The organism is Bradyrhizobium sp. AUGA SZCCT0177, from assembly GCF_018130125.1.
GTDB lineage: Bacteria > Pseudomonadota > Alphaproteobacteria > Rhizobiales > Xanthobacteraceae > Bradyrhizobium.
The window spans coordinates 20,212-45,304 of the sequence record NZ_JAFCMA010000041.1 but is presented as its reverse complement, the minus strand read 5'-3'; the positions used below and the strand labels follow the sequence as shown (position 1 = coordinate 45,304).

The following is a 25,093-nucleotide window of genomic DNA, read 5'->3' as shown; positions in this document are numbered from 1 at the left end:
CTCCCTATCGGTCGTCCAGAATTTCACCAAAGCCGACCCAGCTCTTGCCGTCGAAGCGCCGCAGTCGCAATTGCTGGAACGGCAGATAATCCTCGGCATCGGTCGACACGGTTATATCAGGCAACAGCAGCGGCAGCGAAACCTGGCGCAGCGAAGCTGCCTGGCGCATGACGTTCTCGCGGCTGAAATCGTCCTTGCACGCAGCGAGCACCTTCGTCATCAGGTTGGCATAATGGTAGCCCGCCGCGTAGTTCGAATTGTTGAGATCGGCATTGGGCAAGTACTGTTTCATGAACGCGAAATACTCTTTCACGCCGGCGTCATTGGCCCATTGAGCGTCCATCGTGTCCTTCTGGTTGCTCGACGAAATCAGCCCGACCGCGTTTTCCAGTCCGCCGGGCTCCAGGAACGAGATCGATGACGCCGATGTCGGCACAAAGAACAGGTCGGGCTTCCAGCTCAGTTCGGCGACGCCCTTGATCATCTGCGAGGTGAATTTCCCGAGCACGACGCCGAACATCACGTTGGCGCCGGAGGCCTTCAGCGTCGCGAGCTGCGAACTGATGGTCGGCGCGCTGGTCTCATAGCTCGCCTCGGAGACGATCATGGTCGCGGCTTTGTCTCCCAGCGCGCGCTTGAAGCCGGCGACATAGTCGCGGCCGAAATCGTCGTTCTGCGCCAGGATGGCGATCTTCGCGTCCGGCTTGGCCTGCAAGATGTACTTGGCATAGACAACGCCCTCGGATTGATAGGTCGCCATGCCCGGCATGGTCCACGGGTAATTCTTCGGGTCGGCCCATTTGGTGGCGCCGCTCAGCACGAACAGCTGCGGCACCTTTTTGCTGTTGAGGTAGCGATGCACGGCGTTGTTGGTCGCGGTACCCAGCGAGCCGAACATGACAAGCACTTCTTCCTGCTCGACCAGCTTGCGGGTCTGCTCCACCGTCTTGGGCGGCGAGTAGGCGTCGTCGAGGGTGATGAACTTGACCTTACGGCCGTTGATGCCGCCGTCCGCGTTGACCTTCTCGAAATAGGCCTCCTGCGCGCGGCCGATGACGCCGAAGCCGGACACCGGCCCGCTATAGGGCAGCGTCTGGCCGATACGGATTTCGCCCTTGTCGTCGGCGGCGACGGCTGCGGTCGCCAACATTGCGAACACAATGCTCAATGCAGTGCGTGACACGCTCATCGTTCCCATCCCTCTGTTTTGATTGTTGTCGAAGCCGGGGGCGCGCCGCCTAAGCGCGCGCCCGCCTCAGAAAGTCGCTGCCGGCGTCGTCGAATTCGGCTTTCAGGCGCGCGACGAGTTCGGCGACCGGCGGCGCATCATTGATCTGGCCGATGCCCTGGCCCGAGCCCCAGATGTCGCGCCACGCCTTGGACTTGGTGTTGCCGCCGGAGCCGAAATTCATCTTGGTCTTGTCGGCGACCGGCAGATTGTCGGGATCGAGGCCCGCGGCCACGATCGAGGGGCCGAGATAATTGCCGTGCACGCCGGTGAACAGGTTCGAATAGACGATGTCATGGGCGGCGTGCTCGGTCAGCGCCTTCTTGTAGGCGAGGTCGGCATTGGCCTCTTCGGTGGCGATGAAGCGGGTGCCCATGTAGGCGAGGTCGGCGCCGAGCGCGAGCGCGGAGGCAATGCTCCAGCCGTCGGAGATCGCGCCCGACAGCAGGATGGTGCCCTTGAACCATTGCTTGACCTCGCGCAGCAGCGCGAATGGCGACAGCGTACCGGCATGCCCGCCGGCGCCGGCGCAAACCAGAATTAACCCGTCGACGCCCTGTTCGGCAGCCTTGCGTGCATGCTTGACGTTGATCACATCGTGGAACACGACACCGCCATAGGAATGCGCGGCTTCCACGATCTCCAGCGGCGGCCGCAGCGAGGTGATGATGATCGGAACCTGGTGCTTGACGCAGGTTTCCATGTCTTTCATCAGCCGGTCGTTGGAGGCGTGGCAGATCTGGTTGACCGCATAGGGCGCGACCTTCTTCTCCGGCTGCAGCGCCTTGTACTCACCGAGTTCGTCCTCGATTCGGCTCAGCCATTCGCCGAGCTTTTCGACCGGCCGCGCGTTCAGCGCCGGAAACGATCCGACGATCCCGGCCTTGCACTGGGCGATCACGAGCTCCGGCCCGGACACGATGAAAAGTGGCGAGCCAACCACCGGCAGTTCAAGCGAATTGGCAAGCGACGCTGGCAACGGCATTCAATCCTCCCTTTGGGTTTTGAGGCCGGCGAACGGTTCCGCTCCAGCCGGCTTGCTTACGCCCTGCATTATAGGGCTGGACGGGCCGCCGCCGACGTTCAATATTGAACAGCTGACTATTCAGTAATGAACATATGGGCCTGATCGCCGATGGACTGGGACCTGTGCAAGACCTTCGTCGCGGTGGCCGAAACCCGCAGCTTCGCCGCGGCGGCGCGCCAGCTCCGTTCCAGCCATCCGACGGTCGGCCGCAAGATCGCCGAACTGGAGGGCCAGCTCGGCATACCCCTGTTCGCGCGCTCCAACGAAGGCCTGTCGCTGACCTCGCAGGGCCGCAAATTCCGTGAGCATGTCGACGCCATGGCGGCGGCGGCGTTGCGCGCCGAGGCCGCGGTGTCGGCGACCGGTGCGGACGCCCGCGGCGTGGTCAAGCTCTCGATCGGGGCGACCTTTGCCTCGCACTGGCTGATGCCGCGGCTGGGCCCGTTCCTGCGCGCGCACGACCACATCCAGATCGAGATCATCACCCATCCGTTTCCGGCCAGCGTGCGCCGCCGCGAGGCTGATGTCGTGCTGCGTCCGGTGGACAGCGGCGAAGAGAATTTGATCGGCCGCAGGATCGGCCGGCTCGGCACCGGCTTCTACGCCTCGCGCGCCTATGCGGCGCGGCGACGGCTGCCGGAGCGGCGCGACGAATGGAAGGGGCACAGCGTCATCGGCTTCGCCGACCGGGCCTCGAACGAACGCCTGGCGCGCTGGAGCGATCTCATCACCCGGCAGGGATCGGTGGTGCTGCGCTGTTCGTCGCAGGGCGACATGCTGGCCGCGGCGAAGGCCGGCCTCGGCATCTCGGCGCTGTCCTGCTTCGTCGCCGCCGGCGATCCCGATCTGGTGCGGGTCGCGCCGCAAAAACTCGTCAGCGTAGCCGATCTCTGGCTGCTGGCGCATCCGGATCTGGTCGAACTGCCCGCCGTGCGCGCGGTGATCAACTTTGTCACGGCATGCGCGCGCGAGGACCGGGTGAGATTGCGTGGCTGAAAAAATTCGACGTTCACCTCGGTCTCCGTTCCCCGGATGCTGCGCAGTGCGTCGCGTTTGCGACGTGGTGCGCTGCTGATCCGGGGTCCATGTCACCGCGGCGCAAATGTGGGTCCCCCGATGCGCAATTGCGCATCTGAGCTCTGCGGTGCACCGCTGAAGAGCGCTGCACCGCGTCCGGGACACGAGATCGAGTTTACTTCGCGATCACGCCCTCGCGATTCTTCACTACGCGGTAGTAGCTCCACCACAGATGCGCCGCCGCGCCGCGCAGGGGGCGCCACGGTTCGGCCAGCGGCGCCATTTGCTTGGCGGTCGGGCGCGTCTTCAGGCCGAGCCCGATTTTGATCGCTTCCTGGATCGCGATATCGCCGGCCGGCCAGGCGTCGCCATGGCCGAGGCAGAACAGCAAATAGACGTCGGCGGTCCACGGCCCGATGCCATGCAGCGCCGTCAACGTATGGTGCGCGGCGTCGGCATCCTCTTCCGCCAGCACGTCGAGGTTCAACCGCTCCGCGGCCAGTTCGCGCGCGATGTTCTTCAGCGTCTTGATCTTGGCCGCCGAAAGGCCGAGCCGTCCGAGGCGGTCGGCGCGCGCCTTGCGGATGGGTTCGGGATCGAACGGATCGAACGCGGCGGTGAGGCGCCCCCAGATCGCCCCGGCGCTGGCGGTGGAGAGTTGCTGACCGCACACGATATGCGCCAGCCCGGCAAAGCCCGGCTCGCGCTGGCGCAGCGCCGGCATGCCCGTGAGTTCGAGAATCGGTTTGAGCCGCTTGTCCTGTACGACGAGGGCCGCAATCGCGTCTTCGAGGTCGGCCTGGGAGTTGAGGTGAATGGTCATTGCCCGTTAAAACCATCATGTCCTGCGAAAGAGATCAATGCCGTCACCTGTGTTCCGATTTGCGCCAAGCCCCAATGGCTACCTCCATCTCGGCCACGCTTTTTCGGCGCTGTTGAATTTCGAGCTGGCGCGCGCGAGCGGTGGAAGATTCCTGCTCCGCATCGAGGATATCGATGCGGCGCGGTGCCGGCCGGAATTCGAGGCCGCGATCTATCAGGACCTTGAATGGCTCGGCATTGGCTGGGAAGCGCCGGTGCGGCGGCAATCCGAACATCTTTCCGACTTTCGCGAGGCGGTTGAAAAACTGTCAGGCCGCGGCCTGATCTATCCCGCCTTCGAGAGCCGCGCGGAAATCGCCCGTCTGGTCGCCGAACGGGAATCCGCCGCGAAAGCCGGAACGTCCTGGCCGCGTGATCCCGATGGCGCGCCGCTCTATCCGGGCGCGGCGAAGTCGTTTTCCGCGCCGGCGCGGCGGCAATTGATCGAACAGGGGCTGCCTTACGCGTTGCGGCTCGATATGGCGGCGGCCATGGCACAAGCGCCCGATCTCGCCTGGATCGAGCACGGCGAGGGCGCTGGCGGCGAAACCGGGCTCGTGGCCGCCCGGCCGGAAGCCTGGGGCGACGTCATCCTGGCGCGAAAGGAGACGCCGACCAGCTATCATCTGTCTGTTGTGATCGACGACGCCCTGCAGGGCGTCACCGACGTGGTGCGCGGCCAGGACCTGTTCTGGTCGACCAGCGTGCACCGGCTGCTGCAATCGCTGCTCGGCGTTCCGCAACCGGCCTACCGGCATCACCGGCTGGTCCTCGACGACGCCGGACAGAAACTGTCGAAGTCGACCAAGGCCACTGCCTTGCGCGAATTGCGTGGGCAGGGCGCCACGCCTGCGCACATCCGCCGCCTGCTGGGACTTCCGTAGTTCTACTGCTGTGAGCTGCCGCAAAGGCCTTCGTGACTCCGGCCGCCGTGGCATGCCATGCTGATCAAGGACGGGGTGTGGGGGACCATGGCGGCAAAACCGCGCGTACAGCGTACAACACGGCTGACCAAGAGGCAGCCGAAGAAGAAGCGCGTATCGCGCGTTGCCGCGAAGAAACGCGGTTCGCGGAAAGCGGCGGCCGGGCCCGGGGTGGTCGAAGTGGCACTGGCGGCCTTTGCCCACGAGGTGCGCACGCCGCTGACCGGCATTCTCGCGATCAGCAATCTCTTGGCCACCTCCGACCTCGACGAGCGCGAACGGCGCTGGGTCGACACCATCAAGGCCGGCGCGGAACATCTGGCGAGCCTTGCGACCTTGTTCGTCGATGCCGCGCGCAGCAGCGGTCCCGGGCTCACCGTGCGCCACGATTTCTTCGACCTGCGCACGCTGGCGCGCAACGCCGGCGATTCGCTGACCGGGCGGGCGGCGGCGAAGGGTCTGCAGTCGTCGGTCGAGATTTCCGAAAAGCTGCCGGCATTCGCCGTCGGCGATCCCGTACGGCTGCGAGCGGCACTGGAGAACCTGATCGACAATGCGGTGAAATTCACCGAACAGGGCAGCGTCACGCTTGTTGTGTCGCCGCTGCGCGCGCCCAGGGGCAAAATCGGCGTCGTCTTTGCGGTCTCCGACAGCGGCATCGGCCTCACGCTCAGCGAGATCAAGCGCCTGTTCCGCCCGTTCTCGCAGGCCAATGTCTCGATCGCCTCAAAGTTCGGCGGCACCGGGCTTGGGCTGTCGTCGGTCAAGCAGCTCGCGCGCGCCATGGGCGGCGACATCGTGGTGACGCAGCGGCGCGGCGGCGGTACCACCTTCACGCTCAGCGTCGTGATGTCGCCGGCCAAGGGCCCGATTACGATCATGACGGGGGCCGACGGCGAGCCGTCGACCGGGGCGCTGCAGCCCTTGCACCTGCTCAGCGTCGAGGACAATCCGTTCGGCCGCGTCGTGCTCAACGCCATCCTGACCGAACTCGGCCATCAGACCGAGTTCATCGGCCAGGGCGAGGCGGCGCCGGAGCGGATCGCGCAAGGAAGTTTCGACGCGGTGCTGATGGACATGGTGCTGCCGGGCATCGACGGCATCGAGGCTATCAGGCGCATTCGGGCGCTCGATCCGCCGCTCGGCCGCATCGCCATCATCTGCGTGTCGGGGCGCGGCGAGGACGAGGCGGCCTCGCGCGCTGCGGGGGCCGACGCCTTCCTGGTCAAGCCGGTCAGTCCACGTGCGCTAGCGACTGCGCTGCTTGAAGCGACACGCCGTGCGGCAGCCGCGACTTGATGATCGCTGCGTTGAGTTCGCCGCCATAGACGAAGATCGCGGCGATGAAATACAGGAACACAAGCGCGATGATGACGGATGCCAATCCCGCATACATCGTCACGTAGTTGCTGGCGAAGCGCGTCAGATACTGGCCGAACACGATGCCCGACAGCAGCGACGCAACCAAAGTGAAAATAATACCGGGCAGGATCTGCAGAAAGCCCCGGCGTCCCGCCGGCAGCCACGCGTGCAGGATGAAAAGGGCGATGATCAGAGCGCCGATGGTGACGCTGTAGCGGGTGACGTTGAGGAAGTGCTCGTTGGTCTCGACGAAGAAGGGAATGTGGCGCCGCGCCGCCTCCAGCATCAACGGAAACAGCACGATCAGGAACGCCATCGCCAGCGCGGTGAAGGCGGCGACCAGCGTGTAGCCGATCGACTCCAGCCGCAGCCAGTACCAGCTGCGCGGCTCGATCACGGAATAGGCGCGGTTCAGCGCCACGCGCAGCGCCTCGACGCCGTTCGAGGCGAAATACACCGCCAGCACCGCGCCGATGGTCAGCAGGTCGCCGCGGGTCGTGGTCAGCACGTCGTGAATTTCGCCTGAAAGCGAATCGGCGACCTGCTGCGGCCACACCTGCAACAACAGTTCAACGGACTGGTCGGCAAGTTCCTTGGAGCCGACAAAGGCGGCCAGCGAGGTCAGCACGATCAGGAACGGAAACAGCGCCATCAGCGTCGACAGCGCGATATGGCTGGCGATCGCCCAGCCGTCATCGGCGAGGAACGTATAAAATGCATCCATCACGACGTGATAGACGTACTTGGCCTGCCTCACATGCCACCCTGGCCTTGCGATTGACGGTTCGATCCGAACATCACCCTAGCTTCTGATATTATTGGGCTAAAAGCCAGATCGATCAGGCATCGGTGCAGGCTCTGTGAACGTATGGCGGCCAGCCCGGCGCGGTGTTATGTAGCGCCGATGGCATCCTTTTTTGGTTCGATTGTTCTGCCCATCGCGGTCGCTGCTGTTGCGATCGTGTTGTTATTGGGTCTCATCAACATGATGCGGGGCGGCTCGCCCAGCCGCTCGCAGAATCTGATGCGGCTGCGGGTGCTGCTGCAATTCATCGCCATCGTCATCACGATGGCCGTGGTCTGGGCGATGGGCAAATAGGGCAAGTAAGAGGGGATCCGCCAATGGTCGTGCTTAATCGAATCTACACGCGGACCGGCGATGACGGCACCACCGCGCTCGGCAGCGGCGAACGCCGCCCGAAATACGATCTGCGCGTCAGCGCCTATGGAACCGTGGACGAGACCAACGCCGCGATCGGCGTGGTGCGGCTGCATCTGGCGCAGGCGCGCGAACTCGATGCGATGCTGGGCCTGATCCAGAACGACCTGTTCGATCTCGGCGCCGATCTCGCGGTGCCCCAGCGCGACGGCAAGGCGGAGCGGCTGCGCATGCTGTCCAGCCAGGTCGAGCGGCTCGAGCGTGATATCGATACGCTCAACGCCCATCTGGCGCCCCTGACCTCCTTTGTGCTGCCCGGCGGCACCCCCGCTGCGGCATACCTGCATCTCGCTCGCACCATATGTCGCAGAGCGGAACGGATCATGGTGGAACTGGCGGCCAGGCCGGAAGAGCCGGTCAGCGAACCTGCCATACAATATATGAACCGCCTGTCGGATTTCCTGTTCGTCGCCAGCCGCGCCATGAACGATAATGGCGCCGGGGACGTGTTGTGGGTGCCCGGCCAGAACCGCTAAACATAGCGTTTTCCAGCGAAGTGGACCCGGTTCGCGCTCAGAAAACGCGTCAAAAAAAGGAATCCGGAGCCCCGTTTCGATAATCGAAACGGAACAGGCTCTGGCCTTCCAAAGGGGTCGATTTTTGGCTTTCGCGCGTTGACCGCCGATAGCGGGACCTTTAGGTTCCGCGCCCAAGCTAATAGAGAGCTCACCAAACCCCAGAATTCAAGCGAAAGAGGATCGATGAAGGTTCTTGTGCCGGTAAAACGGGTGGTCGATTACAACGTCAAGGTCCGCGTCAAGAGCGACGGAACGGGCGTGGAACTCGCCAACGTGAAGATGTCGATGAATCCGTTCGACGAAATCGCCGTCGAGGAAGCGCTGCGGCTGAAGGAAGCCGGCAAGGCGACCGAAGTGGTGGTGGTATCGATCGGGCCCGCACAGGCCTCCGAGACGATCCGGACCGGTCTTGCGATGGGCGCCGACCGCGGCATCCTCGTCAAGGCCGAAGGCAATGTCGAACCGCTGGCGGTCGCCAAGATTCTCAAAGCCATCGTCGACGAAGAGAAGCCCGGCCTCGTCATCCTCGGCAAGCAGGCGATCGACGACGACTCGAACCAGACCGGCCAGATGCTGGCCGCACTTCTCGGCTGGTCGCAGGCGACCTTTGCCTCCAAGCTCGAAGTCGACGGCTCCGATTTCAAGGTGACGCGCGAAGTCGACGGCGGCCTGCAGACCCTCAAGCTGAAGGGACCGGCCATCGTCACCACCGATCTCCGCCTCAACGAGCCGCGCTACGCCTCGCTGCCCAACATCATGAAGGCGAAGAAGAAGCCGATCGCCGACAAGAGCGCAGCCGACTACAGCGTCGATCTCACGCCGCATCTCGAAGTGCTGAAAACCACCGAACCGCCGGGCCGCAAGGGAGGCGTCAAGGTCAAGGACGTCGCCGAACTGATTTCGAAGCTCAAGACCGAAGCCGGGGTTCTCTGATGACCACGCTGTTGATTGCCGAACACGACCACGAGGCCCTCAAGGACTCCACCAACAAGGCGCTGACCGCGGCCACCCAGCTGGGTGCCGAGGTTCACGTGCTGGTCGCCGGTGGCGGCCAGGGCACCAAGGCGGCGGCCGAGGCGGCGGCGAAGCTCGCCGGCGTCACCAAGGTGCTGGTTGCCGAGGGCGACGCCTATGCCCACGACCTTGCCGAGCCGCTGGCGGCGCTGATCGTGGCGCTGGCGCCGTCCTATGACGCCTTCGTCGCGCCCGCGACTTCGCGCTTCAAGAACGTGATGCCGCGCGTCGCAGCCTTGCTCGACGTGATGCAGGTGTCCGAAATCATCAAGGTGATTTCACCCGACACGTTCGAGCGGCCGATCTACGCCGGCAACGCGATCCAGACCGTGAAGTCCAAGGACGCCAAGAAGGTCATCACGGTACGGACCTCGACCTTCGCCGCGGCCGGTGACGGCGGCAGTGCTGCGATCGAGAACGCCGCCTCCGCGGCCGATCCGGGCCTCTCCACCTTCGTCGGCGAGGAAGTCGCCAAAAGCGACCGCCCCGAACTGACGTCCGCGAAAATCATCGTGTCCGGCGGCCGCGCCATGCAGAGCCGCGAGAACTTCGCCAAGTACATCGAGCCGCTCGCCGACAAGTTAGGCGCCGGCGTCGGCGCCTCGCGCGCCGCCGTCGATGCCGGCTATGCGCCGAACGACTGGCAGGTCGGCCAGACCGGCAAGGTGGTGGCGCCGGAGCTCTATGTCGCGATCGGCATCTCCGGCGCGATCCAGCATCTCGCCGGCATGAAGGATTCCAAGGTGATCGTTGCGATCAACAAGGATGAGGACGCGCCGATTTTCCAGGTTGCCGATTACGGCCTGGTTGCGGATTTGTACCAGGCGGTTCCGGAATTGACCGAGGCGCTCGGCAAGCTCGGAAAATAACGGCAGTCAAACACCGGCCGGACGCGTAAGCTCCGGCCGGTGTTAATCTAGGGACAGCGTTTTCAAGCGAAGTGGCTACCGGGTTCGCTTGAAGAAAACGCGTCGAAAACAGGTTTAAGCCTCGGTTCGGACCGGGGCCTAACGGGATGAACTGGCGCGATATGCGTGCCGTTCGAGTGGATGGCAAGATGGCGGTGACAATCAAGAAGGTCGGCGTGATCGGCTCGGGCCAGATGGGCAATGGCATCGCCCATGTGGCGGCGCTGGCCGGCCTGGACGTGGTGCTCAACGATGTCTCCGCCGACCGGCTGAAATCGGCGATGGCGACCATCAACGGCAACCTGTCGCGCCAGGTCGTGAAAAAGATGATCACCGAGGACGCCCGCAAGCAGGCGCTGGACCGTATCACCTCGACCGAAACCATCGATGGGTTGGCGGATTGCGACCTCGTGATCGAAACCGCGGTCGAAAAGGAAGAGGTCAAGCGCAAGATCTTCCACGACGTCTGCGCGGTGCTCAAGCCGGAAGCTATCGTCGCCACCAATTCCTCGTCGATTTCGATCACACGGCTCGCCGCCTCGACCGACCGCCCCGAGAAATTCATCGGCATTCATTTCATGAATCCGGTGCCGGCGATGGAACTGGTCGAACTGATCCGCGGCATCGCCACCGATGACGAGACCTTCGATACCGCCAAGGCCTTTGTCACCAAGGTCGGCAAGCAGATCGCGGTGTCCGAGGATTTCCCGGCCTTCATCGTCAACCGGATCCTGCTGCCGATGATCAACGAGGCGATCTACACGCTGTATGAAGGCGTCGGCAATGTCGAGGCGATCGACGCGGCGATGAAGCTCGGCGCGCATCATCCGATGGGCCCGCTGGAGCTGGCCGATTTCATCGGTCTCGATACCTGCCTGTCGATCATGCAGGTGCTGCATGAGGGGCTGGCGGATTCGAAATACCGGCCGTGTCCACTCTTGGTGAAATACGTCGAAGCCGGCTGGCTCGGCCGCAAGACCCAGCGCGGTTTCTACGATTACCGCGGCGACAAGCCGGTCCCGACGCGCTGAGCCTCAATTTCTCGTTAACCAGCCTCGGCTAGGGTCTCCCGGCGTTTCGGGAGTCGTGCGTATGGACATGATGGCTATGGTCTCGAGCATGCTCGCCATGCAGGCGGGCGGTCTGCAGCAGCAGATTCAGACCTCGATGATCAAACAGAACAACGACGCCGAGAAATTCGCGGTCCAGACCCTGCTCGGCACCCCCTCGACGGCCAACCTTGCGCCGGGCGTCGGCGGCAATCTGAACGCGATCGCCTAAAACCTCTAGAACCCCGCCGTCACCGGCTTCACCGCGGCCTTGATCAGCGCAATCGCGTCGTCGCTGGCCCATTCGGCGGGACCGGCCAGATTGGCGATTTCGCAGCCCTGGCCGTCCACCAGGATCGAAGTCGGCATGCCCAGCGCCTTGCCTATGCCCTTAAGGTCCTGAAAAACCTTGGCTTTCGCGTCGCTGAAATAGGCCAGTTTGGTCAGATTGGCCTCTTTCAGGAAGTTTTTGGGCTTTTCGGGATCGCGGGTGTCGATGTTGATCGCGACCACCTCGAAATCCTTGCCGCCGAGCTTGGTCTGCAGGCTGTCGAGCGCCGGCATCTCTTTCCGGCAGGGCACGCACCAGGTGGCCCACAGATTGACCAGCACGGTCTTGCCGCGCCAGTCCGAGAGTTTTCGGGGCTTGCCCTCGGCATCTTCGAACGCGAGGTCGGGGAGCCGGAGCGGGCTGGTGGCCATGGTCAGCGCGGCGACCTCGCCATGCGCCAAAGGCCCGATCCTCCGCGCCAGCTCGACCGCGCCCGCACAGGCGGCATCGCCGCCCGAGCCGCGCTTGAAGCCGCCGAACCCGTAGACCCCGGCAAAGCCGATCGCCGCCCCAATCAGGACCGCGCCGATGGCAATGGGGATCCGGCGCGTGGCGGCCGGGCGAGGGGCAGGCGTTTCGGGCATATCGTTTGTCATCCTGTATCAGATACGGCTATGCAGTGCTCATGTTACGGCCGAAACCGGCACGGCGTTTCGCCGGTTTCGACGATAAATGCCAGACCTGAATAGCCAGCACCTGAATAAGAAGTCGTGAGCGAGAAGTCATGAGCAACAAGATGTGGGGCGGCCGGTTCACCGAACGTCCCGATGCGATCATGGAGGAAATCAACGTCTCCATCGACGTCGATCGTCACATGTATTCCCAGGACATCGCCGCGTCCAAGGCCCACGCCGCGATGCTCGCCGCGCAGGGCATTATCACGGCCGGTGATGCGAAAAATATCGGCAAAGGTCTAGACACGATTCTGTCAGAAATCGAAAAAGGCTCGTTCGATTTCAAGCGCGCGCTCGAAGACATCCATATGAACGTCGAGAGCCGGTTGACCGATCTGATCGGCCCCGCCGCCGGCCGGCTGCACACCGCGCGTTCGCGCAACGACCAGGTCGCGACCGATTTTCGTCTGTATGTGCGCGACACCATCGATGAGACCGATGCGGCGCTGGCGGCATTCCAATATGTCCTGGTTGAGCGGGCGCTGGAACACGCCGGCACCGTGATGCCCGGTTTCACCCATCTGCAGACCGCCCAGCCCGTGACGCTCGGGCATCATCTCCTGGCCTATGTCGAGATGGCCGCGCGCGACCGCGGCCGCTTTGCGGATGCGCGCAAGCGGCTGAACGAATCACCGCTCGGTGCGGCCGCGCTCGCCGGCACCTCGTTTCCGATCGACCGCCACGCCACCGCCAAGGCGCTCGGCTTCGACCGGCCAATGGCCAATTCGCTCGACGCGGTCTCGGACCGCGACTTCGTGCTCGAAACCCTGTCGGCGGCGTCGATCGCGGCGGTGCATATGTCGCGCTTCGCCGAGGAGATCGTGATCTGGACCTCGCCGCTGGTCGGCCTCATCAGGCTGAGCGACAAGTTCACCACGGGATCCTCGATCATGCCGCAAAAGCGCAACCCCGATGCGGCCGAACTGGTGCGCGCCAAAACCGGGCGGGTGATCGGCGCGCTGACGGCGCTCTTGATCGTCATGAAGGGGCTGCCGCTCGCCTATCAAAAGGACATGCAGGAGGACAAGCAGGGCGCGATGGAAGCGTTCGCAGCCCTCTCGCTGGCGATCCGGGCGATGACCGGCATGGTTGCCGACCTCGTGCCCGACGAGAACAGGATGAAGACGGCCGCGGGCGAGGGCTATGCCACCGCCACCGATCTCGCCGACTGGCTGGTGCGGACGCTGAAAATGCCGTTCCGCGACGCCCATCACGTCACCGGGCGCATCGTCGGTCTTGCTTCGAAACAGGGCGTGGCGCTGCACGAGCTGCCGCTGAAGGCGATGCAGGAGGTCGAGCCGAAGATTACGGCAGAGGCGCTGCGCGTATTGTCGGTGGAGGCGTCCGTCAAGAGCCGCACCAGCTATGGCGGCACGGCGCCGAAGAATGTGACAGCCCAGGCCAAGTCCTGGCTGAAGCGGCTGGAAAAAGAGCGAAAATTGGGCTGAGGCCAAAAATTTCGCTGTAATTTCTTGGGTTTTTCTTGGGTTTCATGGGGGCGTCAGGCCTCGCCATCGCAAGGCAATCTTTGTATGGTGCGGCGCGCATTGGGGATTTAGTCGTGACACGTAACTACCGGCCGACTTCGTCGGGATGGGCCATCATCCTGCTGAGCGTGAGCGCGCTTGCGCTCGGCGGCTGCGGCCGCAAGGGCGGCCTTGATCTGCCGCCGAGCGCCTCGAATGCGTCGTCGCAATCCGCGGCCACCGATTCGGAGGCCGAGCGCGCGGCCCAGCCGGGGGTATATAATCCGGGCTTCGGGTCTGACGCCCCGCCGGAGGCGGCCAGAGGCAAAAAGAAACCATTCATACTCGACCCGCTGCTGGGTAACTGAGCATTTCGCTTTGACGCGTTTTCCGCCGCAGATAAGTACACGCAATCTGCGTAAACTTGATTGCGCTGCGAACCGGTTCCCACTTCGCTTGAAAACGCTATAAGGCGCACCATGAATCACTTCGACTATCGCAACGGCGTGCTCCACGCCGAGGCGGTCAATCTTTCCGATCTCGCGGATGCCGTGGGAACGCCGTTCTATTGCTATTCGACCGCGACGCTGGAGCGCCACTACCGGGTGTTCACCGAGGCCTTCGCCGGCGAGAAGACGCTGGTCTGCTACGCCATGAAGGCCAATTCCAACCAGTCGGTGCTGCGCACGCTGGCGAAGCTCGGCGCCGGCGCCGACGTGGTTTCCGGCGGCGAGTTGAAGCGCGCGCTGGCGGCGGGGATCCCCGCAAACAAGATCCTGTTTTCCGGCGTCGGCAAGACCGAGGCGGAACTTCGCGCCGCGCTGGCGGCGGATATCCTCTGCATCAACGTCGAATCCGAGCCTGAACTCGAGCTGTTGTCGCGGCTCGCGGTCGAAATGGGCCGTACCGCGCGGATTTCGGTGCGCGTCAATCCCGACGTCGATGCCGGCACCCACGCCAAGATCGCCACCGGGAAATCCGAGAACAAGTTCGGCGTGCCGATTGCGCGTGCCCGCGAAGTCTACGCCCGTGCCGCAAGGCTGCCCGGGATCGAGGTTACCGGCACCGACATGCATATCGGCAGCCAGATCACGGATCTGAGCCGCATGGAGACCGCGTTCCGGATTCTCTCCGACTTCGTGCGGACCTTGCGCGCCGACGGCCACAACATCTCGCATATCGATTTCGGCGGCGGGCTCGGCATTCCCTATCACATGGACCGCGAAGCGCCGCCGCTGCCGTCAGCCTATGCCGCGATGGTCAAGCGGGTGACGCATAATCTCGGCTGCACGCTGATGTTTGAGCCGGGCCGGATGATCGTCGGCAATGCCGGCATCCTCGTTGCGCGCGTGATCTACGTGAAGCCGGGCGACGCCAAGAATTTCGTCGTCATCGACGCCGCGATGAACGATCTGATCCGCCCCACGCTGTATGAGGCCCATCACGACATCCTGCCGGTCCGCGAAGCTGCGCCGGGCACGCCGACGATCACCGCCGACGTGGTCGGGCCGGTCTGCGAAACCGGTGATTATCTGGCGCTCGACCGCCAGATCCCCGAGCCCAAGGCCGGCGATCTCCTGGCGATCATGACGGCCGGCGCCTATGGCGCGGTGCAATCAGGCTTTTACAACACCCGCGCGCTGGTGCCGGAAGTGTTGGTCAAGAACGATCAATTCGCGGTGGTGCGTCCGCGCATCGAGGTCGACGAACTGATCGCGATGGACCGGCAGGCGCCGTGGCTGTGACCCAAGGCATATTTGTCAGCGCGCGCTGACATTGTGCCGATTTCAAAGGAGGTTCCGATGCGCATTCTGGCTTTGGCTGTCTTGACGATGGCGGCGGTTTTGGCGACGTCGCCGGCGCGCGCCCAGACCTATAATCCGAGGTATCCGGTCTGCCTCAAGGCCATCCAGAATTTCGGTGGTGAACGCATCGAATGCACCTATACCTCGCTGGAGCAATGCAACGCGACCGCGCTGGGCCTTCCCGCCCAGTGCATCGAGAATCCGTATTACGGCGGACGTCCGGAAGGCAGCGGCCGGCGTTATCGCCAAGGCTATTAGCGGCTATTAGCGATCGAGCTCCGGGGGTGCGCGGCGCGCTACTTCGCCGCGTGACTGCCGCCCTTGGCGCCGCCGACGATCACACCCGCGGCCTTTTCGATCGGCTTGATCGCCTCGGTGAAATCCGACCCCTCGCCCTGATCGCGGATCACCACTTCCCACAGGCGCCCGACCGCTTCGGCGACCTCCATCGACAGCCCCAGTGACTTCATTTCGTCCAGCGCGAGCCGCACGTCTTTCACCATCAGACCGGTGGCGAAGCCGAAGTCGAACGTCCGCGGCAGCACCGCGCGCGGAAATTTGTCGCGGCTGGCGGTATTCATTCCCGAGCCGGCATTGATCACGTCGATCATCACGGCCGGATCGAGCCCCGATTTGACGCCCATCACCACCGCTTCCGAGGTCGCCACCATCGCGGTGGCCGACAGGAAATTATTGGCGAGCTTCATGGTCTGCGCGGAACCCGGTTTCTCGCCAATGAAGAACACCTTGCCGATGACGCCGAGCGCGGGCTTCAACATGTCGCAATCGGCGCGCGGGCCCGACACCATCACGGCGAGCGTGCCTTTTTCCGCGCCGCCGACGCCGCCGCTGACGGGAGAGTCTATCTGCACGATGTTCTTCGCGGCCAGGAGGCCGTGAATCCGCGTTGCCATTTGCGAGCCGACGGTGGAGAGGTCGATGAAGCGCTTGACGCGCTTGCCGTCGATCACGCCGCCGGCGCCGGTGGCGACGTCGAGCGAGGCCTGCAACGACGGCAGGCTCGCCAGCACCGTTTCACAGCGATCGGCGACATCCTTTGGCGATGACGCCACTTGCGCGCCGAGCGCCACAAGCTTGTCGGTGGCTTCCTTCCGCGTATCGAACACGGTGAGCTGGTGGCCTGCCTCGATCAGGCGGCGCGCCATCGGGAAGCCCATCTTGCCGAGGCCGATGAATCCGATTTCCATGGTGTTGTTTTTCCTGAGTTTCTGAAGACGGTCCTCACCCTGAGGAGCGCGCCTTCGCGCGTCTCGAAGGGTGAGTTTGTTGGCGATCATCTCGGGCCTCATGGTTCGAGACGGCGCAAGTGCGCCTCCTCACCATGAGGGGGGAGACCTAACCCTTGTCCATTTCCGCGAACACCTCGCGCGCGATGCGAAAGCTGTCGACGCCGGCGGGCGCGCCGGCGTAGATCGCGACCTGCATGAAGATTTCGCGGATTTCGTCTTTGGTCACGCCGTTGGTCAGCGCGCCCTTGATGTGGGTGCGTAGTTCATGCGGCCGGTTCAGGATCGAGATCATGGCGAGGTTGAGCATGCTGCGGGTCTTGCGCGGCAGTTCCTCGCGGCCCCACACCGCGCCCCAGCAATATTCGGTGAGCAGCTCCTGGAATGGGCGGTTGAAATCGTCGACGTTCTTCAGGGCGTTGTTGACATAGGCCTCGCCGAGCACGGCTTTGCGCACTTCCAGGCCCTTGTTGTAGGTCTTCTTGTCCATGACGTTCCTCCGGTATTCTTGCGGTATTTTTGCGGGTTCGGGCGGACGTTAGGGGGTCGAAGCCCCGCAGTCACGCCTTCGTGTTATGCGTATTTCCGGGTGTGGGTTAGCCGTGGAAACGGGTGCCTCATTGCCGCCGCTGTGCTAGGCTGATTTGTCGGCAACCCGGAGAGTTTATTGAACGGCGCCAACCCTGACCCCACGGAGCCAGCGCGCGAGCCGGATGCGGTCGCGCGGCTTCAACTGACGCAGGCCCTGCAGCGGGCCCAATATGCGATCGCGTGGGAGCGCGGATGGCCGATTCTGGCCCGGCTGTTGACCGTCGTCGGACTGTTTCTGGTGGCGTCCTGGGCCGGTTTGTGGCTGGCGCTGCCGTTTGTCGCCCGTGTCGTCGGCATCGCCTTGTTCGCAGGCCTGGCGCTCGGTGCGTTGTACCCGATCTTGCGCTATCGCTGGCCGACCCGCGAAGAGAGCCTGAGCCGGCTCGACCGCGGCACCGGCATTCGCCATCGCCCGGCGACCGCGCTCACCGACACGCTGGCCAGCAAGGATCCGATCGCGCTGGCGCTCTGGAAGGAGCAGCGCGAGCGGACGCTGGCTTCGATCAAGCGGATCCGCGCCGGTCTGCCGTCGCCGCGGCTGCCGATCCACGATCCCTGGGCGCTGCGTGCGCTGGTCATGGTGATGGCGGTGGCGGCCTATTTTGCCGCCGGTGACGAGCGCGCGATGCGTATCGCCGCGGCGTTCGACTGGAACGGCGTGCTGGCGCCGGCCAATGTCCGGGTCGACGCCTGGGTGACGCCGCCGGTCTACACCAGCAAGCCGCCGATCATTCTTTCCGCCGCGAGCAAGGACGCTGGACCCAATAGCGGGCCGCTGGCGGTTCCGGCCGGCAGCACGCTGCTGGTGCGCTCCAGCGGCGGCTCGATCGATGTCGTGGTGGGTGGCGGCGTCACTGAAGTCGCGCCCAGCGAACAGGCGCCGAAGGGCACCAACGAGCGGCATTTCAAGATCGCGAGCGACGGCACCGCCCATGTCCGTGCGCCGGCCGGCCAGCCGCAATGGCGGTTCGCCGCGACGCCCGACCGTGCCCCGACCATTTCGCTGGCGAAGGATCCCGAGCGCCAGGCTCGCGGTTCGCTGCAGATGTCCTACAAGCTCGAGGATGATTACGGCGTTACCGAAGCCCGCGCCTCGTTCGCCGCCCGGCCGGCCGATTCCGGCAAGGAAGCAGTCAAGGAAATCGGCAAGGAACCGGCAAAGGGCGCCAAAGGCGGAGACAAGGCCGCCGAGAAGACCGCCGAAAAAACCACCGAGGCGCGCCCGCTGTTCCCGGCGCCACAATTTCCGCTGGCCCTGCCGAACGCGCGCACCCGCAATGGTGTCGGCCAGACCGTCAAGGATCTCAGCGAGGATCCCTATGCCGGCGCCGACGTCACGCTGACGCTGACGGCCAAGGACGAGGCCGGCAATGAAGGCCGCAGCGAGCCGTTCAACATGCGGCTGCCGGAGCGGCTGTTCACCAAGCCGCTGGCGCGCGCGCTGATCGAGCAGCGCCGCATCCTGGCGCTCGACGCCAACCAGAATGGCCAGGTCTATGCCGCGCTTGCCGCGCTGATGATCGCGCCGGAATTGTTTACGCCGGAAGCCGGCCATTATCTCGGCCTCTACAGCGTCTCGCGCCAGCTCGAGGCGGCGCGCACCGATGACGCCATGCGCGAGGTGGTGGCGAGCCTGTGGTCGCTCGCGGTCACGATCGAGGACGGCAACATCACCGATGTCGACAAGGCGTTGCGCGCGGCGCAGGAGGCGCTGAAGCAGGCGCTGGAGCGCGGCGCCAGCGACGAGGAGATCAAGAAGCTCACCGACAATCTGCGGGCCGCTCTGGATAATTTCCTGCGCCAGCTCGCCGAACAGCTCAAGAACAATCCGCAGCAACTGGCGCGGCCGCTCGATCCCAATACCAAGATGCTGAGCCAGCAGGATCTCAAGAGCATGCTCGACCGGATGGAGCGGCTGTCACGCTCCGGCGACAAGGATGCGGCCAAGCAATTGCTGGAGCAGCTGCAGCAGATGCTGGAAAACCTGCAGATGGCGCAGCCCGGGCAGGGCGGCGACAACGACATGGAGCAGGCGCTGAACGAACTCGGCGACATGATCCGCAAGCAGCAGCAATTGCGCGACAAGACCTACAAGCAGGGCCAGGATTCGCGGCGCGATCGTCAGCGCGGCAAGCAGGGCGAGCAGAGCATGGGCGATCTGCAGCAGGACCAGCAGGGCCTGCGCGACCGCTTGAAGAAATTGCAGGAAGAACTCGCCAAGCGCGGCATGGGTCCGAGCCAGCGCGGCGAGAAAGGCCAGCGCGGCGAAAAGGGTCAGCAGGGTCAGCAAGGCCAGCCCGGCGGCGACCAGGGCGACGGCGAGGACGGCCTGGAGCAGGCCGATGGCGCGATGGGTGACGCCTCCGGCCGGCTCGGCGAAGGCAACGCCGACGGTGCGGTGGATTCGCAAGGCCGCGCGCTGGATGCGCTGCGCAAGGGCGCCCAGAGCCTCGCCGAAGCGATGCAGCAGGGCGACGGCGACCAGCCGGGAGACGGCCCGGGCAATCCGAACGGCCGGCAGCAGGGCGCGCAACGGAATACCGATCCGCTCGGGCGGCCAATGCGCAGCAACGAGTTCAGCGACGACTATTCGGTGAAGATCCCCGGCGAGATCGACGTGCAACGCGTGCGCCGCATTCTGGAAGAACTGCGCCGGCGCCTCGCCGATCCGGCCCGCCCGCAGATCGAACTCGATTACATCGAGCGGCTGCTGAAGGATTACTAGAGCGGCTTCGGCGTGCTTACCCTCCCCTGGAGGGGGAGGGTCGACGCGAAGAGGCGGGGTGGGGTGACGGTCTCTCCACACGAACAGTGTGCAAGGTGAGAGACCGTCACCCCACCCCGTTTCGCATTTCGCTGCGCTTCATGCGAACCGACCCACGAGCAAGCTTCGCTTGTCTCGGACCCCTCCAGGGGAGGGTGTTGAGCCCGCTCACAAGATGATCCGCGCTACATCTTCCTTGCCGCCAGCGCATCTGCCACCGCGGTGCGGATATCGGCCACCGAAAACGGCTTTGTCACCACGTCATGCACGATCGCATTGAGGCCGGAGGCGCGTTCGCGCTGATCGGCAAAGCCGGTCATCAGCAGAATCTTGAGGTTGGGGAAATCGCGCGCCGCCGCCAGCGCCAGCGCGATCCCGTCCATCACGGGCATCTGGATGTCGGTGAGCAGCAGGTCGAACGCACCCTTCTCGCGCGTCAGGATTTCAAGCGCCTCGGCGCCGTCCTCGGCGGTGACGGTGTCATGGCCGTCCATGGCGATGGCGCGCGCCACCAGGGAGCGCATCGAGTCTTCGTCGTCGGCAATCAATACACGCGGCATGGCAACAGCTCATTTGCGAGCGGGACGTCCGGCCAAGTTTACGCGCGGCCGGCGGCCAGATCCCGCTTGTTGAAGAAGCGTACATCAATATTGCGGCCTTCGGGCGGCGGTGACGCCAGCCGCGACTTGAAATAGGCGCGCTCGCCCGGCTTCAGCACCGGCTGCTCGAGCACCGCGTTCCAGGCATAGATCTCCGCGCCCTGTTCGTCGCGAACGCTAAAGCGCAGCCGCGGCAATTCGACCGGCTTCCTGGTCTCGCCGACGATCATGCCTTCGATGACAAGCACCGGCTTGCCGTCGACGGTCTCGTTGGTGATCTTGATGTCCTTGAACGACAGCCCGCGCAAATTCACCTCGAGCCCGACCATCTTGTAGAACGTCGCGGTCTGCGGCAGCAGCCGCACCACATCGGTGCGCCAGAACATCAGCGCCACGACCAGTGCGCCCATCGCGGCGCAGGCGACGGGAGCGCCGATCGACGGCATCCGCATGGACGGCAATTTGGGCAGCCGGAACAGCTTGGCCAGCCGCGAGCGGTGGGTGGAAACCGCCTCCTGATGCGCCTCGGCATCCTGCTGGGCGACCGACGGCCAGTCGGCTTCATTTCCCCGGGAACCTTCGCCCTCGGCGGGCCAATCGGCCGAAATCGACGGGCTGTCGACCACGGGGGGGTCCTGCGCCTCTTCCTGGCGGGCCATGGCCTCCCACTCGGCGGCCGCGTCGGCCTCGGCATTTCCGGTTCCCTGGCTGGCTTCCGCCATCGCCGGCACGGCAGGTGCGATCTCGACCGCGTCCTCGGGGCGCGCCAGCCAGGTTTCCTTGCAGCGGGAACAACGGACGGTACGGCCGGCGGCACCCAGGGTGGCCAGCTTGATCGCGTAGGATGTTGTACAATGGGGGCAGACGATGTGCATGGAGCCCGTTTCCACAGTGTCTTTGGGCCGATGCTACCTAGCGACCGTTAACGAATCGGAAACCATAACGGTCGCACAACCGTTTTGTCCGGCTCGCGCCCAAAGCCTGGGGCTGCGAGCCCCAAGGTATGGGTTTCCGGTCAAGGCCCAGGCAAACGTCGAGGCCGAGGCAGAAGCCGAGGCCCATCTCGAGCGGAGCTGAGCTTGGTTCGGTTCGAAAATGTTGGATTGCGCTACGGGCTCGGCCCGGAGATTTTGCGCGACCTGTCGTTCCTGATCCCGGCCCATTCCTTCCAGTTCCTCACCGGCCCGTCGGGCGCCGGCAAGACCTCGCTGCTGCGGCTGTTATTCCTGTCGATGCGGCCGACGCGCGGTCTGGTCAATCTGTTCGGCCACGACGTCTCGCTGCTCGGCAAGGACCAGGTTGCGGATTTGCGCAAACGCATCGGCATCGTGCTGCAGGATTTTCGCCTGCTCGATCACATGACGACCTATGAGAACGTGGCGCTGCCGTTCCGCGTCATGGGGCGGGATGAATCCAGCTACCGGCGCGAAGTGATCGATCTGTTGAAATGGGTCGGGCTCGGCGAGCGCATGGATGCGCTGCCGCCGATCCTGTCCGGCGGCGAAAAACAACGCGCGGCGATCGCGCGCGCGGTGATCTCGCGTCCGCAATTATTGCTGGCGGACGAGCCGACCGGCAGCGTCGATCCGACGCTGGGCCGGCGGTTGCTCCGGCTGTTCATCGAGCTCAACAAGTCTGGCACCGCCGTGATCATCGCGACCCACGACATCACGCTGATGGATCAGTACGAGGCGCGGCGTCTGGTGCTGCATCAGGGACGGCTGCATATCTATGAGTAGATCCGGTGACGAGCATGGTCCGCTGGTCGATCTCGGGCACGAACGCCCGCAGGTCCCGGCGCGGGCGCGCAACATGTCGCCGATCGTGCCGCGCGCCTCGATCTCCGGCCGCGCGCTGGTCGCGGTGGTCGCGATCATGACGTTCCTCGCCTCGATCACCACGGGCACCGTGCTGCTGGTAAGCGCGTCGGCGGCAGAGTGGCAATCGGAAGTTGCCAGCGAAATCACCATCCAGGTGCGTCCCTCGGCAGGCCGCGATCTCGACCGCGATGCGATCGCGGCCGTCGAGGCGATGCGGGCGCAGCCCGGCATCGTCGAGGTCCGGCCCTTCACCAAGGACGAGTCGGCCAGATTGCTGGAGCCGTGGCTCGGCACCGGGCTGTCGATCGAGCAACTGCCGGTGCCGCGCGTCATCGTAGCAAGGGTGCAGCCCGGCACCACGCCCGACCTCGCCGCCTTGCGCGCGCGGGTGCTGCAGGCAGCCCCCTCCGCCAGCGTCGACGATCACCGCGCCTGGATCGAGCGCATGCGCTCGATGACCGGGGCGACGGTATTCGCCGGCATCGGCATCCTGGCGCTGGTGATCGTGGCGACCATTATTTCGGTGTCGTTTGCGACGCGTGGCGCGATGGCGGCGAACCGCCCGATCGTCGAGGTGCTGCATTTCGTCGGCGCCGGCGACAGCTACATCGCCAACCGCTTCCTGCGGCATTTCCTCAGGCTCGGCCTCGAGGGTGGGTTGATCGGCGGCGGCGCTGCAATGCTGGGTTTTGGTTTCTCGGAATCGATCGCGAGCTGGTTCTCGGGCACGCCGGTCGGCGATCAATTTGCCGCGCTGCTGGGCACGTTTTCGCTGCGTCCGTCCGGCTATCTGGCGCTGGCGGCGCAGGCCGTGCTGATCGCCGCGATCACGGCCTGGGCCTCGCGGCGGACGCTGTTTGCGACGCTGGACGACATTGATTGAAACGTTTTCGAGCGAAGCAATGGCCGGGGACTTGATCCGGGGGAGGGCGCCGGACCAGACTCCACTTCGCCCAAAAAACTTCTAGAATTGCGAGCGGAGAGGACAGCAAGAACTGCATGCGTGTGCAACCCGACGATACGTCGCCGAATGCGCCGGCCGTGCGGCCGCGAGGTTGGCTGCGGGCGACCATCGTCGCCACGCTGGCGCTCGGCTTTGTCGGCGCGGCGGTGGGCTTCATCGGCTTCCTGTCGCAATTGCGCGGCGTCGAAATCAAGCCGGCCCGCAATGCCGACGGCATCGTGGTGCTGACCGGCGGCTCGTCGCGGGTGTCGGATGCGATGGAATTGCTGGCCGGCGGCTATGGCAAGCGGCTCTTGATTTCGGGCGTGCACCCGACCAACGCCGCCAGCGACATCTCCCGCACGCTGCCCGACAACCATTCGCTGCTGCGCTGCTGCGTCGATCTCGACCGCTCGGCCGTGAATACGCGAAGCAACGCGGCGGAGACGCGGCGCTGGGTCAAGGACCGCGGTTTCAAATCGCTGATCGTGGTGACTTCGAACTACCATATGCCGCGGGCGATCGTCGAATTGTCGCATGCGATGCCGGATATCGAACTGATCCCGTTTGCGGTGGTCGGCGAAAAATGGCGCGACGAGCCATGGTGGACCTCAGGTGCGACCTTCCGTCTGCTGCTGTCGGAATATGCGAAATATGTCGCGGCGGAGGTGCGGGTGCGGCTCGCCGATATCGGCATCGAAGTTTTGCCCGACGATCAGCCGGCCGGTTCGACGGCGCCGCGCCGGCCGGCCACCGCGCAAGCCAATTGACACTTCTCCCTCGCCCCGCTCTTCGCGGGGAGAGGGTCGGGGTGAGGGGCTCTCACCGCGAACGCTTGTGCCAATTGATGAACCTGTACCCCCTCACCCGGATTGCTTCGCAATCCGACCTCTCCCCGCATGCGGGGAGAGGTGAGCCGGTCGTCGGCGCGATCACCCTGTCCTAAGCCGCGCAGATCAGTTTCAGCTCGGCTTCGAACCGGATGCTTCGCTTGCCCGCGAGCGCGGTACCCTCGAGGGTGCCGCCCTCCGCATCGCATGTCCCGGAAAACCCGATTCCGATTTCATGCCCGCCAAACACCGGGTCTTCACCCCGCGCCGGGGTGTGTTCCTGATTGACCATCTGGCCCTTCCAGCGGCCGTTCGATGATGAATACGACCCGAGGTAATAGAAGAAGGCATCGCCGCCGACGATGCGGCCGTTGTTCAGCAGCATGACGCCGGTCAAGCCGCCGGGCACGCCGTCCAGGATTTTGAGGTGAATCGAGTACAGCCCGTCGGAAATGCCGCCTTCGCCGATCGTGCCGGGGGCTGCGAGTTCGCTCTCGTCGAGCGGCGTCATCACGGATCGAAACGTCGCGTTGGGCATTTGCGGCGAGCCGCCCTCAAAGCAAAACGCTTTTCCGACGGCCCGTCCGGTGACCGCAATGGTCGAAATGTCGGAGCCGAGCAGCGATTGATGATCGGCGCCGAAATTGTGCCGGCGGCTGGTCACCTCGACGGCGATCGCCTCGCCGTCGAAACGATAGGTCCCGATGTGGGCGAACCCCGAATTGCCACCCAATAGCTTGCCGTCCCGGACGTAGCTGACGCTGCGTCCGACGGCATCGTTGACCCTGAATTCGCTTTTGAAGAAGCCGTCGAAACGGCGTGATGTCGTGCCCATGCGGGACACCTAGCCCAGAACGCCATTTGCGTCACCCCGTTTTCCACCTCATCGAAGCAGGG

At 64.5% G+C, this 25,093-nt stretch carries 27 protein-coding genes; 17 read left to right on the top strand and 10 right to left on the bottom strand.

Annotated features, from left to right (window positions below; all coding sequences use genetic code 11):
• Positions 1-4: 4 nt before the first annotated feature.
• Together JQ597_RS33070 and JQ597_RS33065 are read right to left on the bottom strand one after the other, a co-directional pair.
• Positions 5-1,150, bottom strand: coding sequence for an ABC transporter substrate-binding protein (locus tag JQ597_RS33070; RefSeq protein ID WP_249133266.1), 1,146 nt, complete (start codon positions 1,148-1,150; stop codon positions 5-7).
• Between the two features lie 88 nt (positions 1,151-1,238).
• Positions 1,239-2,213 carry an NAD(P)H-dependent flavin oxidoreductase gene (locus tag JQ597_RS33065; RefSeq protein ID WP_212269607.1) on the bottom strand — a complete coding sequence of 325 codons (975 nt, stop codon included), beginning with the start codon at positions 2,211-2,213 and terminating at the stop codon, positions 1,239-1,241.
• 150 nt (positions 2,214-2,363) lie between these two features.
• Between JQ597_RS33065 and JQ597_RS33060 the strand changes: the two genes are divergently transcribed.
• Complete coding sequence (locus JQ597_RS33060) at positions 2,364-3,251, top strand: LysR family transcriptional regulator (RefSeq protein WP_212269606.1); 888 nt, start codon at positions 2,364-2,366, stop codon at positions 3,249-3,251.
• 196 nt (positions 3,252-3,447) lie between these two features.
• Here the strand turns inward: JQ597_RS33060 and JQ597_RS33055 are convergent, their stop codons facing one another.
• Positions 3,448-4,095, bottom strand: a complete 648-nt coding sequence (locus tag JQ597_RS33055) for a DNA-3-methyladenine glycosylase family protein (protein WP_212269605.1) — start codon at positions 4,093-4,095, stop codon at positions 3,448-3,450.
• Between the two features lie 37 nt (positions 4,096-4,132).
• On the opposite strand from JQ597_RS33055, the gene gluQRS reads away from it, so the two are divergent.
• Positions 4,133-5,017 (top strand): tRNA glutamyl-Q(34) synthetase GluQRS, encoded by an 885-nt coding sequence (gene gluQRS / locus JQ597_RS33050; protein WP_212269604.1) that lies wholly within the window; start codon positions 4,133-4,135, stop codon positions 5,015-5,017.
• An 87-nt stretch (positions 5,018-5,104) separates the two neighbouring features.
• Positions 5,105-6,355, top strand: coding sequence for an ATP-binding protein (locus JQ597_RS33045; protein WP_212269619.1), 1,251 nt, complete (start codon positions 5,105-5,107; stop codon positions 6,353-6,355).
• On the opposite strand, the gene JQ597_RS33040 is transcribed toward JQ597_RS33045, so the two are convergent.
• Positions 6,291-7,142, bottom strand: a complete 852-nt coding sequence (locus JQ597_RS33040) for a YihY/virulence factor BrkB family protein (RefSeq protein WP_212269618.1) — start codon at positions 7,140-7,142, stop codon at positions 6,291-6,293. The two genes, JQ597_RS33045 and JQ597_RS33040, sit on opposite strands and share 65 nt — an antisense overlap.
• Positions 7,143-7,322: 180 nt before the next feature.
• Here JQ597_RS33040 and JQ597_RS33035 point away from each other — a divergent pair, with 180 nt between their 5' ends.
• The 6 genes from JQ597_RS33035 to JQ597_RS33010 all read left to right on the top strand — a co-directional run bounded on the left by JQ597_RS33035 (position 7,323) and on the right by JQ597_RS33010 (position 11,358).
• Positions 7,323-7,517, top strand: coding sequence for a twin transmembrane helix small protein (locus JQ597_RS33035; protein WP_192738322.1), 195 nt, complete (start codon positions 7,323-7,325; stop codon positions 7,515-7,517).
• A gap of 23 nt (positions 7,518-7,540) precedes the next feature.
• Complete coding sequence (locus JQ597_RS33030) at positions 7,541-8,113, top strand: cob(I)yrinic acid a,c-diamide adenosyltransferase (protein ID WP_212269603.1); 573 nt, start codon at positions 7,541-7,543, stop codon at positions 8,111-8,113.
• A gap of 225 nt (positions 8,114-8,338) precedes the next feature.
• The gene (locus tag JQ597_RS33025; protein ID WP_192738320.1) at positions 8,339-9,088 is read left to right on the top strand and encodes an electron transfer flavoprotein subunit beta/FixA family protein; all 750 of its coding nucleotides are present in this window, start codon (positions 8,339-8,341) and stop codon (positions 9,086-9,088) included.
• The gene (locus JQ597_RS33020) at positions 9,088-10,038 is read left to right on the top strand and encodes an electron transfer flavoprotein subunit alpha/FixB family protein (protein ID WP_212269602.1); all 951 of its coding nucleotides are present in this window, start codon (positions 9,088-9,090) and stop codon (positions 10,036-10,038) included. Before JQ597_RS33025 ends, JQ597_RS33020 begins: the two co-directional genes overlap by 1 nt.
• 188 nt (positions 10,039-10,226) lie before the next feature.
• Positions 10,227-11,108: a 3-hydroxybutyryl-CoA dehydrogenase gene (locus JQ597_RS33015; protein WP_211994142.1), complete on the top strand. Its 882-nt coding sequence runs from the start codon at positions 10,227-10,229 to the stop codon at positions 11,106-11,108.
• Positions 11,109-11,169: 61 nt separating this feature from the next.
• Positions 11,170-11,358, top strand: coding sequence for a hypothetical protein (locus JQ597_RS33010; protein ID WP_212269601.1), 189 nt, complete (start codon positions 11,170-11,172; stop codon positions 11,356-11,358).
• Positions 11,359-11,363: 5 nt separating this feature from the next.
• Here the strand turns inward: JQ597_RS33010 and tlpA are convergent, their stop codons facing one another.
• Complete coding sequence (gene tlpA, locus JQ597_RS33005; RefSeq protein WP_212269600.1) at positions 11,364-12,041, bottom strand: thiol:disulfide interchange protein TlpA; 678 nt, start codon at positions 12,039-12,041, stop codon at positions 11,364-11,366.
• A 140-nt stretch (positions 12,042-12,181) separates the two neighbouring features.
• On the opposite strand from tlpA, the gene argH reads away from it, so the two are divergent.
• The 4 genes from argH to JQ597_RS32985 all read left to right on the top strand — a co-directional run bounded on the left by argH (position 12,182) and on the right by JQ597_RS32985 (position 15,660).
• Positions 12,182-13,579 carry an argininosuccinate lyase gene (gene argH, locus JQ597_RS33000; RefSeq protein WP_212269599.1) on the top strand — a complete coding sequence of 466 codons (1,398 nt, stop codon included), beginning with the start codon at positions 12,182-12,184 and terminating at the stop codon, positions 13,577-13,579.
• Positions 13,580-13,692: 113 nt separating this feature from the next.
• Positions 13,693-13,965, top strand: a complete 273-nt coding sequence (gene lptM / locus JQ597_RS32995) for an LPS translocon maturation chaperone LptM (protein WP_212269598.1) — start codon at positions 13,693-13,695, stop codon at positions 13,963-13,965.
• Between the two features lie 111 nt (positions 13,966-14,076).
• A complete protein-coding gene (gene lysA / locus JQ597_RS32990) occupies positions 14,077-15,342 on the top strand; it encodes a diaminopimelate decarboxylase (RefSeq protein ID WP_212269597.1) in 1,266 nt (421 codons plus the stop codon).
• A gap of 57 nt (positions 15,343-15,399) precedes the next feature.
• The gene (locus JQ597_RS32985; protein WP_212269596.1) at positions 15,400-15,660 is read left to right on the top strand and encodes a DUF3551 domain-containing protein; all 261 of its coding nucleotides are present in this window, start codon (positions 15,400-15,402) and stop codon (positions 15,658-15,660) included.
• 38 nt (positions 15,661-15,698) lie between these two features.
• On the opposite strand, the gene JQ597_RS32980 is transcribed toward JQ597_RS32985, so the two are convergent.
• Positions 15,699-16,610, bottom strand: coding sequence for an NAD(P)-dependent oxidoreductase (locus tag JQ597_RS32980; RefSeq protein ID WP_212269595.1), 912 nt, complete (start codon positions 16,608-16,610; stop codon positions 15,699-15,701).
• Positions 16,611-16,758: 148 nt separating this feature from the next.
• Positions 16,759-17,139: a carboxymuconolactone decarboxylase family protein gene (locus tag JQ597_RS32975; RefSeq protein WP_212269594.1), complete on the bottom strand. Its 381-nt coding sequence runs from the start codon at positions 17,137-17,139 to the stop codon at positions 16,759-16,761.
• Positions 17,140-17,316: 177 nt separating this feature from the next.
• Here JQ597_RS32975 and JQ597_RS32970 point away from each other — a divergent pair, with 177 nt between their 5' ends.
• The gene (locus JQ597_RS32970; RefSeq protein WP_212269593.1) at positions 17,317-19,965 is read left to right on the top strand and encodes a TIGR02302 family protein; all 2,649 of its coding nucleotides are present in this window, start codon (positions 17,317-17,319) and stop codon (positions 19,963-19,965) included.
• Positions 19,966-20,189: 224 nt separating this feature from the next.
• Here JQ597_RS32970 and JQ597_RS32965 read toward each other — a convergent pair whose 3' ends face one another.
• Both JQ597_RS32965 and JQ597_RS32960 read right to left on the bottom strand, forming a co-directional pair.
• Positions 20,190-20,564: a response regulator gene (locus JQ597_RS32965; protein ID WP_212269592.1), complete on the bottom strand. Its 375-nt coding sequence runs from the start codon at positions 20,562-20,564 to the stop codon at positions 20,190-20,192.
• A 38-nt stretch (positions 20,565-20,602) separates the two neighbouring features.
• Positions 20,603-21,478, bottom strand: coding sequence for an MJ0042-type zinc finger domain-containing protein (locus tag JQ597_RS32960; RefSeq protein WP_212269591.1), 876 nt, complete (start codon positions 21,476-21,478; stop codon positions 20,603-20,605).
• Between the two features lie 204 nt (positions 21,479-21,682).
• Here JQ597_RS32960 and ftsE point away from each other — a divergent pair, with 204 nt between their 5' ends.
• The 3 genes from ftsE (at position 21,683) to JQ597_RS32945 (ending at position 24,136) form a co-directional block, all read left to right on the top strand.
• Positions 21,683-22,342 carry a cell division ATP-binding protein FtsE gene (gene ftsE, locus JQ597_RS32955; protein WP_212269590.1) on the top strand — a complete coding sequence of 220 codons (660 nt, stop codon included), beginning with the start codon at positions 21,683-21,685 and terminating at the stop codon, positions 22,340-22,342.
• Entirely contained in the window at positions 22,335-23,306 is a 972-nt protein-coding gene (locus JQ597_RS32950) for a cell division protein FtsX (protein ID WP_212269589.1), read from the top strand. Before ftsE ends, JQ597_RS32950 begins: the two co-directional genes overlap by 8 nt.
• Positions 23,307-23,422: 116 nt before the next feature.
• On the top strand, positions 23,423-24,136 hold the full coding sequence (locus JQ597_RS32945) for a YdcF family protein (protein WP_212269588.1): 714 nt from the start codon (positions 23,423-23,425) through the stop codon (positions 24,134-24,136).
• A gap of 172 nt (positions 24,137-24,308) precedes the next feature.
• On the opposite strand, the gene JQ597_RS32940 is transcribed toward JQ597_RS32945, so the two are convergent.
• Positions 24,309-25,031, bottom strand: coding sequence for a GrlR family regulatory protein (locus tag JQ597_RS32940; protein ID WP_212269587.1), 723 nt, complete (start codon positions 25,029-25,031; stop codon positions 24,309-24,311).
• Positions 25,032-25,093: the final 62 nt, after the last annotated feature.

Coding starts and splice junctions, on each gene's coding strand:
- JQ597_RS32960 (WP_212269591.1), bottom strand. CDS start 21,478: ATGCACATCGTCTGCCCCCATTGTACAACATCCTACGCGATCAAGCTG.
- JQ597_RS33025 (WP_192738320.1), top strand. CDS start 8,339: ATGAAGGTTCTTGTGCCGGTAAAACGGGTGGTCGATTACAACGTCAAG.
- gluQRS (WP_212269604.1), top strand. CDS start 4,133: ATGCCGTCACCTGTGTTCCGATTTGCGCCAAGCCCCAATGGCTACCTC.
- JQ597_RS32950 (WP_212269589.1), top strand. CDS start 22,335: ATGAGTAGATCCGGTGACGAGCATGGTCCGCTGGTCGATCTCGGGCAC.
- JQ597_RS32940 (WP_212269587.1), bottom strand. CDS start 25,031: ATGGGCACGACATCACGCCGTTTCGACGGCTTCTTCAAAAGCGAATTC.
- JQ597_RS32980 (WP_212269595.1), bottom strand. CDS start 16,610: ATGGAAATCGGATTCATCGGCCTCGGCAAGATGGGCTTCCCGATGGCG.
- JQ597_RS33040 (WP_212269618.1), bottom strand. CDS start 7,142: ATGGATGCATTTTATACGTTCCTCGCCGATGACGGCTGGGCGATCGCC.
- JQ597_RS33010 (WP_212269601.1), top strand. CDS start 11,170: ATGGACATGATGGCTATGGTCTCGAGCATGCTCGCCATGCAGGCGGGC.
- JQ597_RS32945 (WP_212269588.1), top strand. CDS start 23,423: ATGCGTGTGCAACCCGACGATACGTCGCCGAATGCGCCGGCCGTGCGG.
- JQ597_RS33030 (WP_212269603.1), top strand. CDS start 7,541: ATGGTCGTGCTTAATCGAATCTACACGCGGACCGGCGATGACGGCACC.
- tlpA (WP_212269600.1), bottom strand. CDS start 12,041: ATGCCCGAAACGCCTGCCCCTCGCCCGGCCGCCACGCGCCGGATCCCC.
- JQ597_RS33065 (WP_212269607.1), bottom strand. CDS start 2,213: ATGCCGTTGCCAGCGTCGCTTGCCAATTCGCTTGAACTGCCGGTGGTT.
- JQ597_RS32975 (WP_212269594.1), bottom strand. CDS start 17,139: ATGGACAAGAAGACCTACAACAAGGGCCTGGAAGTGCGCAAAGCCGTG.
- JQ597_RS32985 (WP_212269596.1), top strand. CDS start 15,400: ATGCGCATTCTGGCTTTGGCTGTCTTGACGATGGCGGCGGTTTTGGCG.
- JQ597_RS33015 (WP_211994142.1), top strand. CDS start 10,227: ATGGCGGTGACAATCAAGAAGGTCGGCGTGATCGGCTCGGGCCAGATG.
- lysA (WP_212269597.1), top strand. CDS start 14,077: ATGAATCACTTCGACTATCGCAACGGCGTGCTCCACGCCGAGGCGGTC.
- JQ597_RS32965 (WP_212269592.1), bottom strand. CDS start 20,564: ATGCCGCGTGTATTGATTGCCGACGACGAAGACTCGATGCGCTCCCTG.
- JQ597_RS33020 (WP_212269602.1), top strand. CDS start 9,088: ATGACCACGCTGTTGATTGCCGAACACGACCACGAGGCCCTCAAGGAC.
- JQ597_RS33035 (WP_192738322.1), top strand. CDS start 7,323: ATGGCATCCTTTTTTGGTTCGATTGTTCTGCCCATCGCGGTCGCTGCT.
- JQ597_RS33060 (WP_212269606.1), top strand. CDS start 2,364: ATGGACTGGGACCTGTGCAAGACCTTCGTCGCGGTGGCCGAAACCCGC.
- argH (WP_212269599.1), top strand. CDS start 12,182: ATGAGCAACAAGATGTGGGGCGGCCGGTTCACCGAACGTCCCGATGCG.
- JQ597_RS33055 (WP_212269605.1), bottom strand. CDS start 4,095: ATGACCATTCACCTCAACTCCCAGGCCGACCTCGAAGACGCGATTGCG.
- JQ597_RS33070 (WP_249133266.1), bottom strand. CDS start 1,150: ATGTTGGCGACCGCAGCCGTCGCCGCCGACGACAAGGGCGAAATCCGT.
- JQ597_RS33045 (WP_212269619.1), top strand. CDS start 5,105: ATGGCGGCAAAACCGCGCGTACAGCGTACAACACGGCTGACCAAGAGG.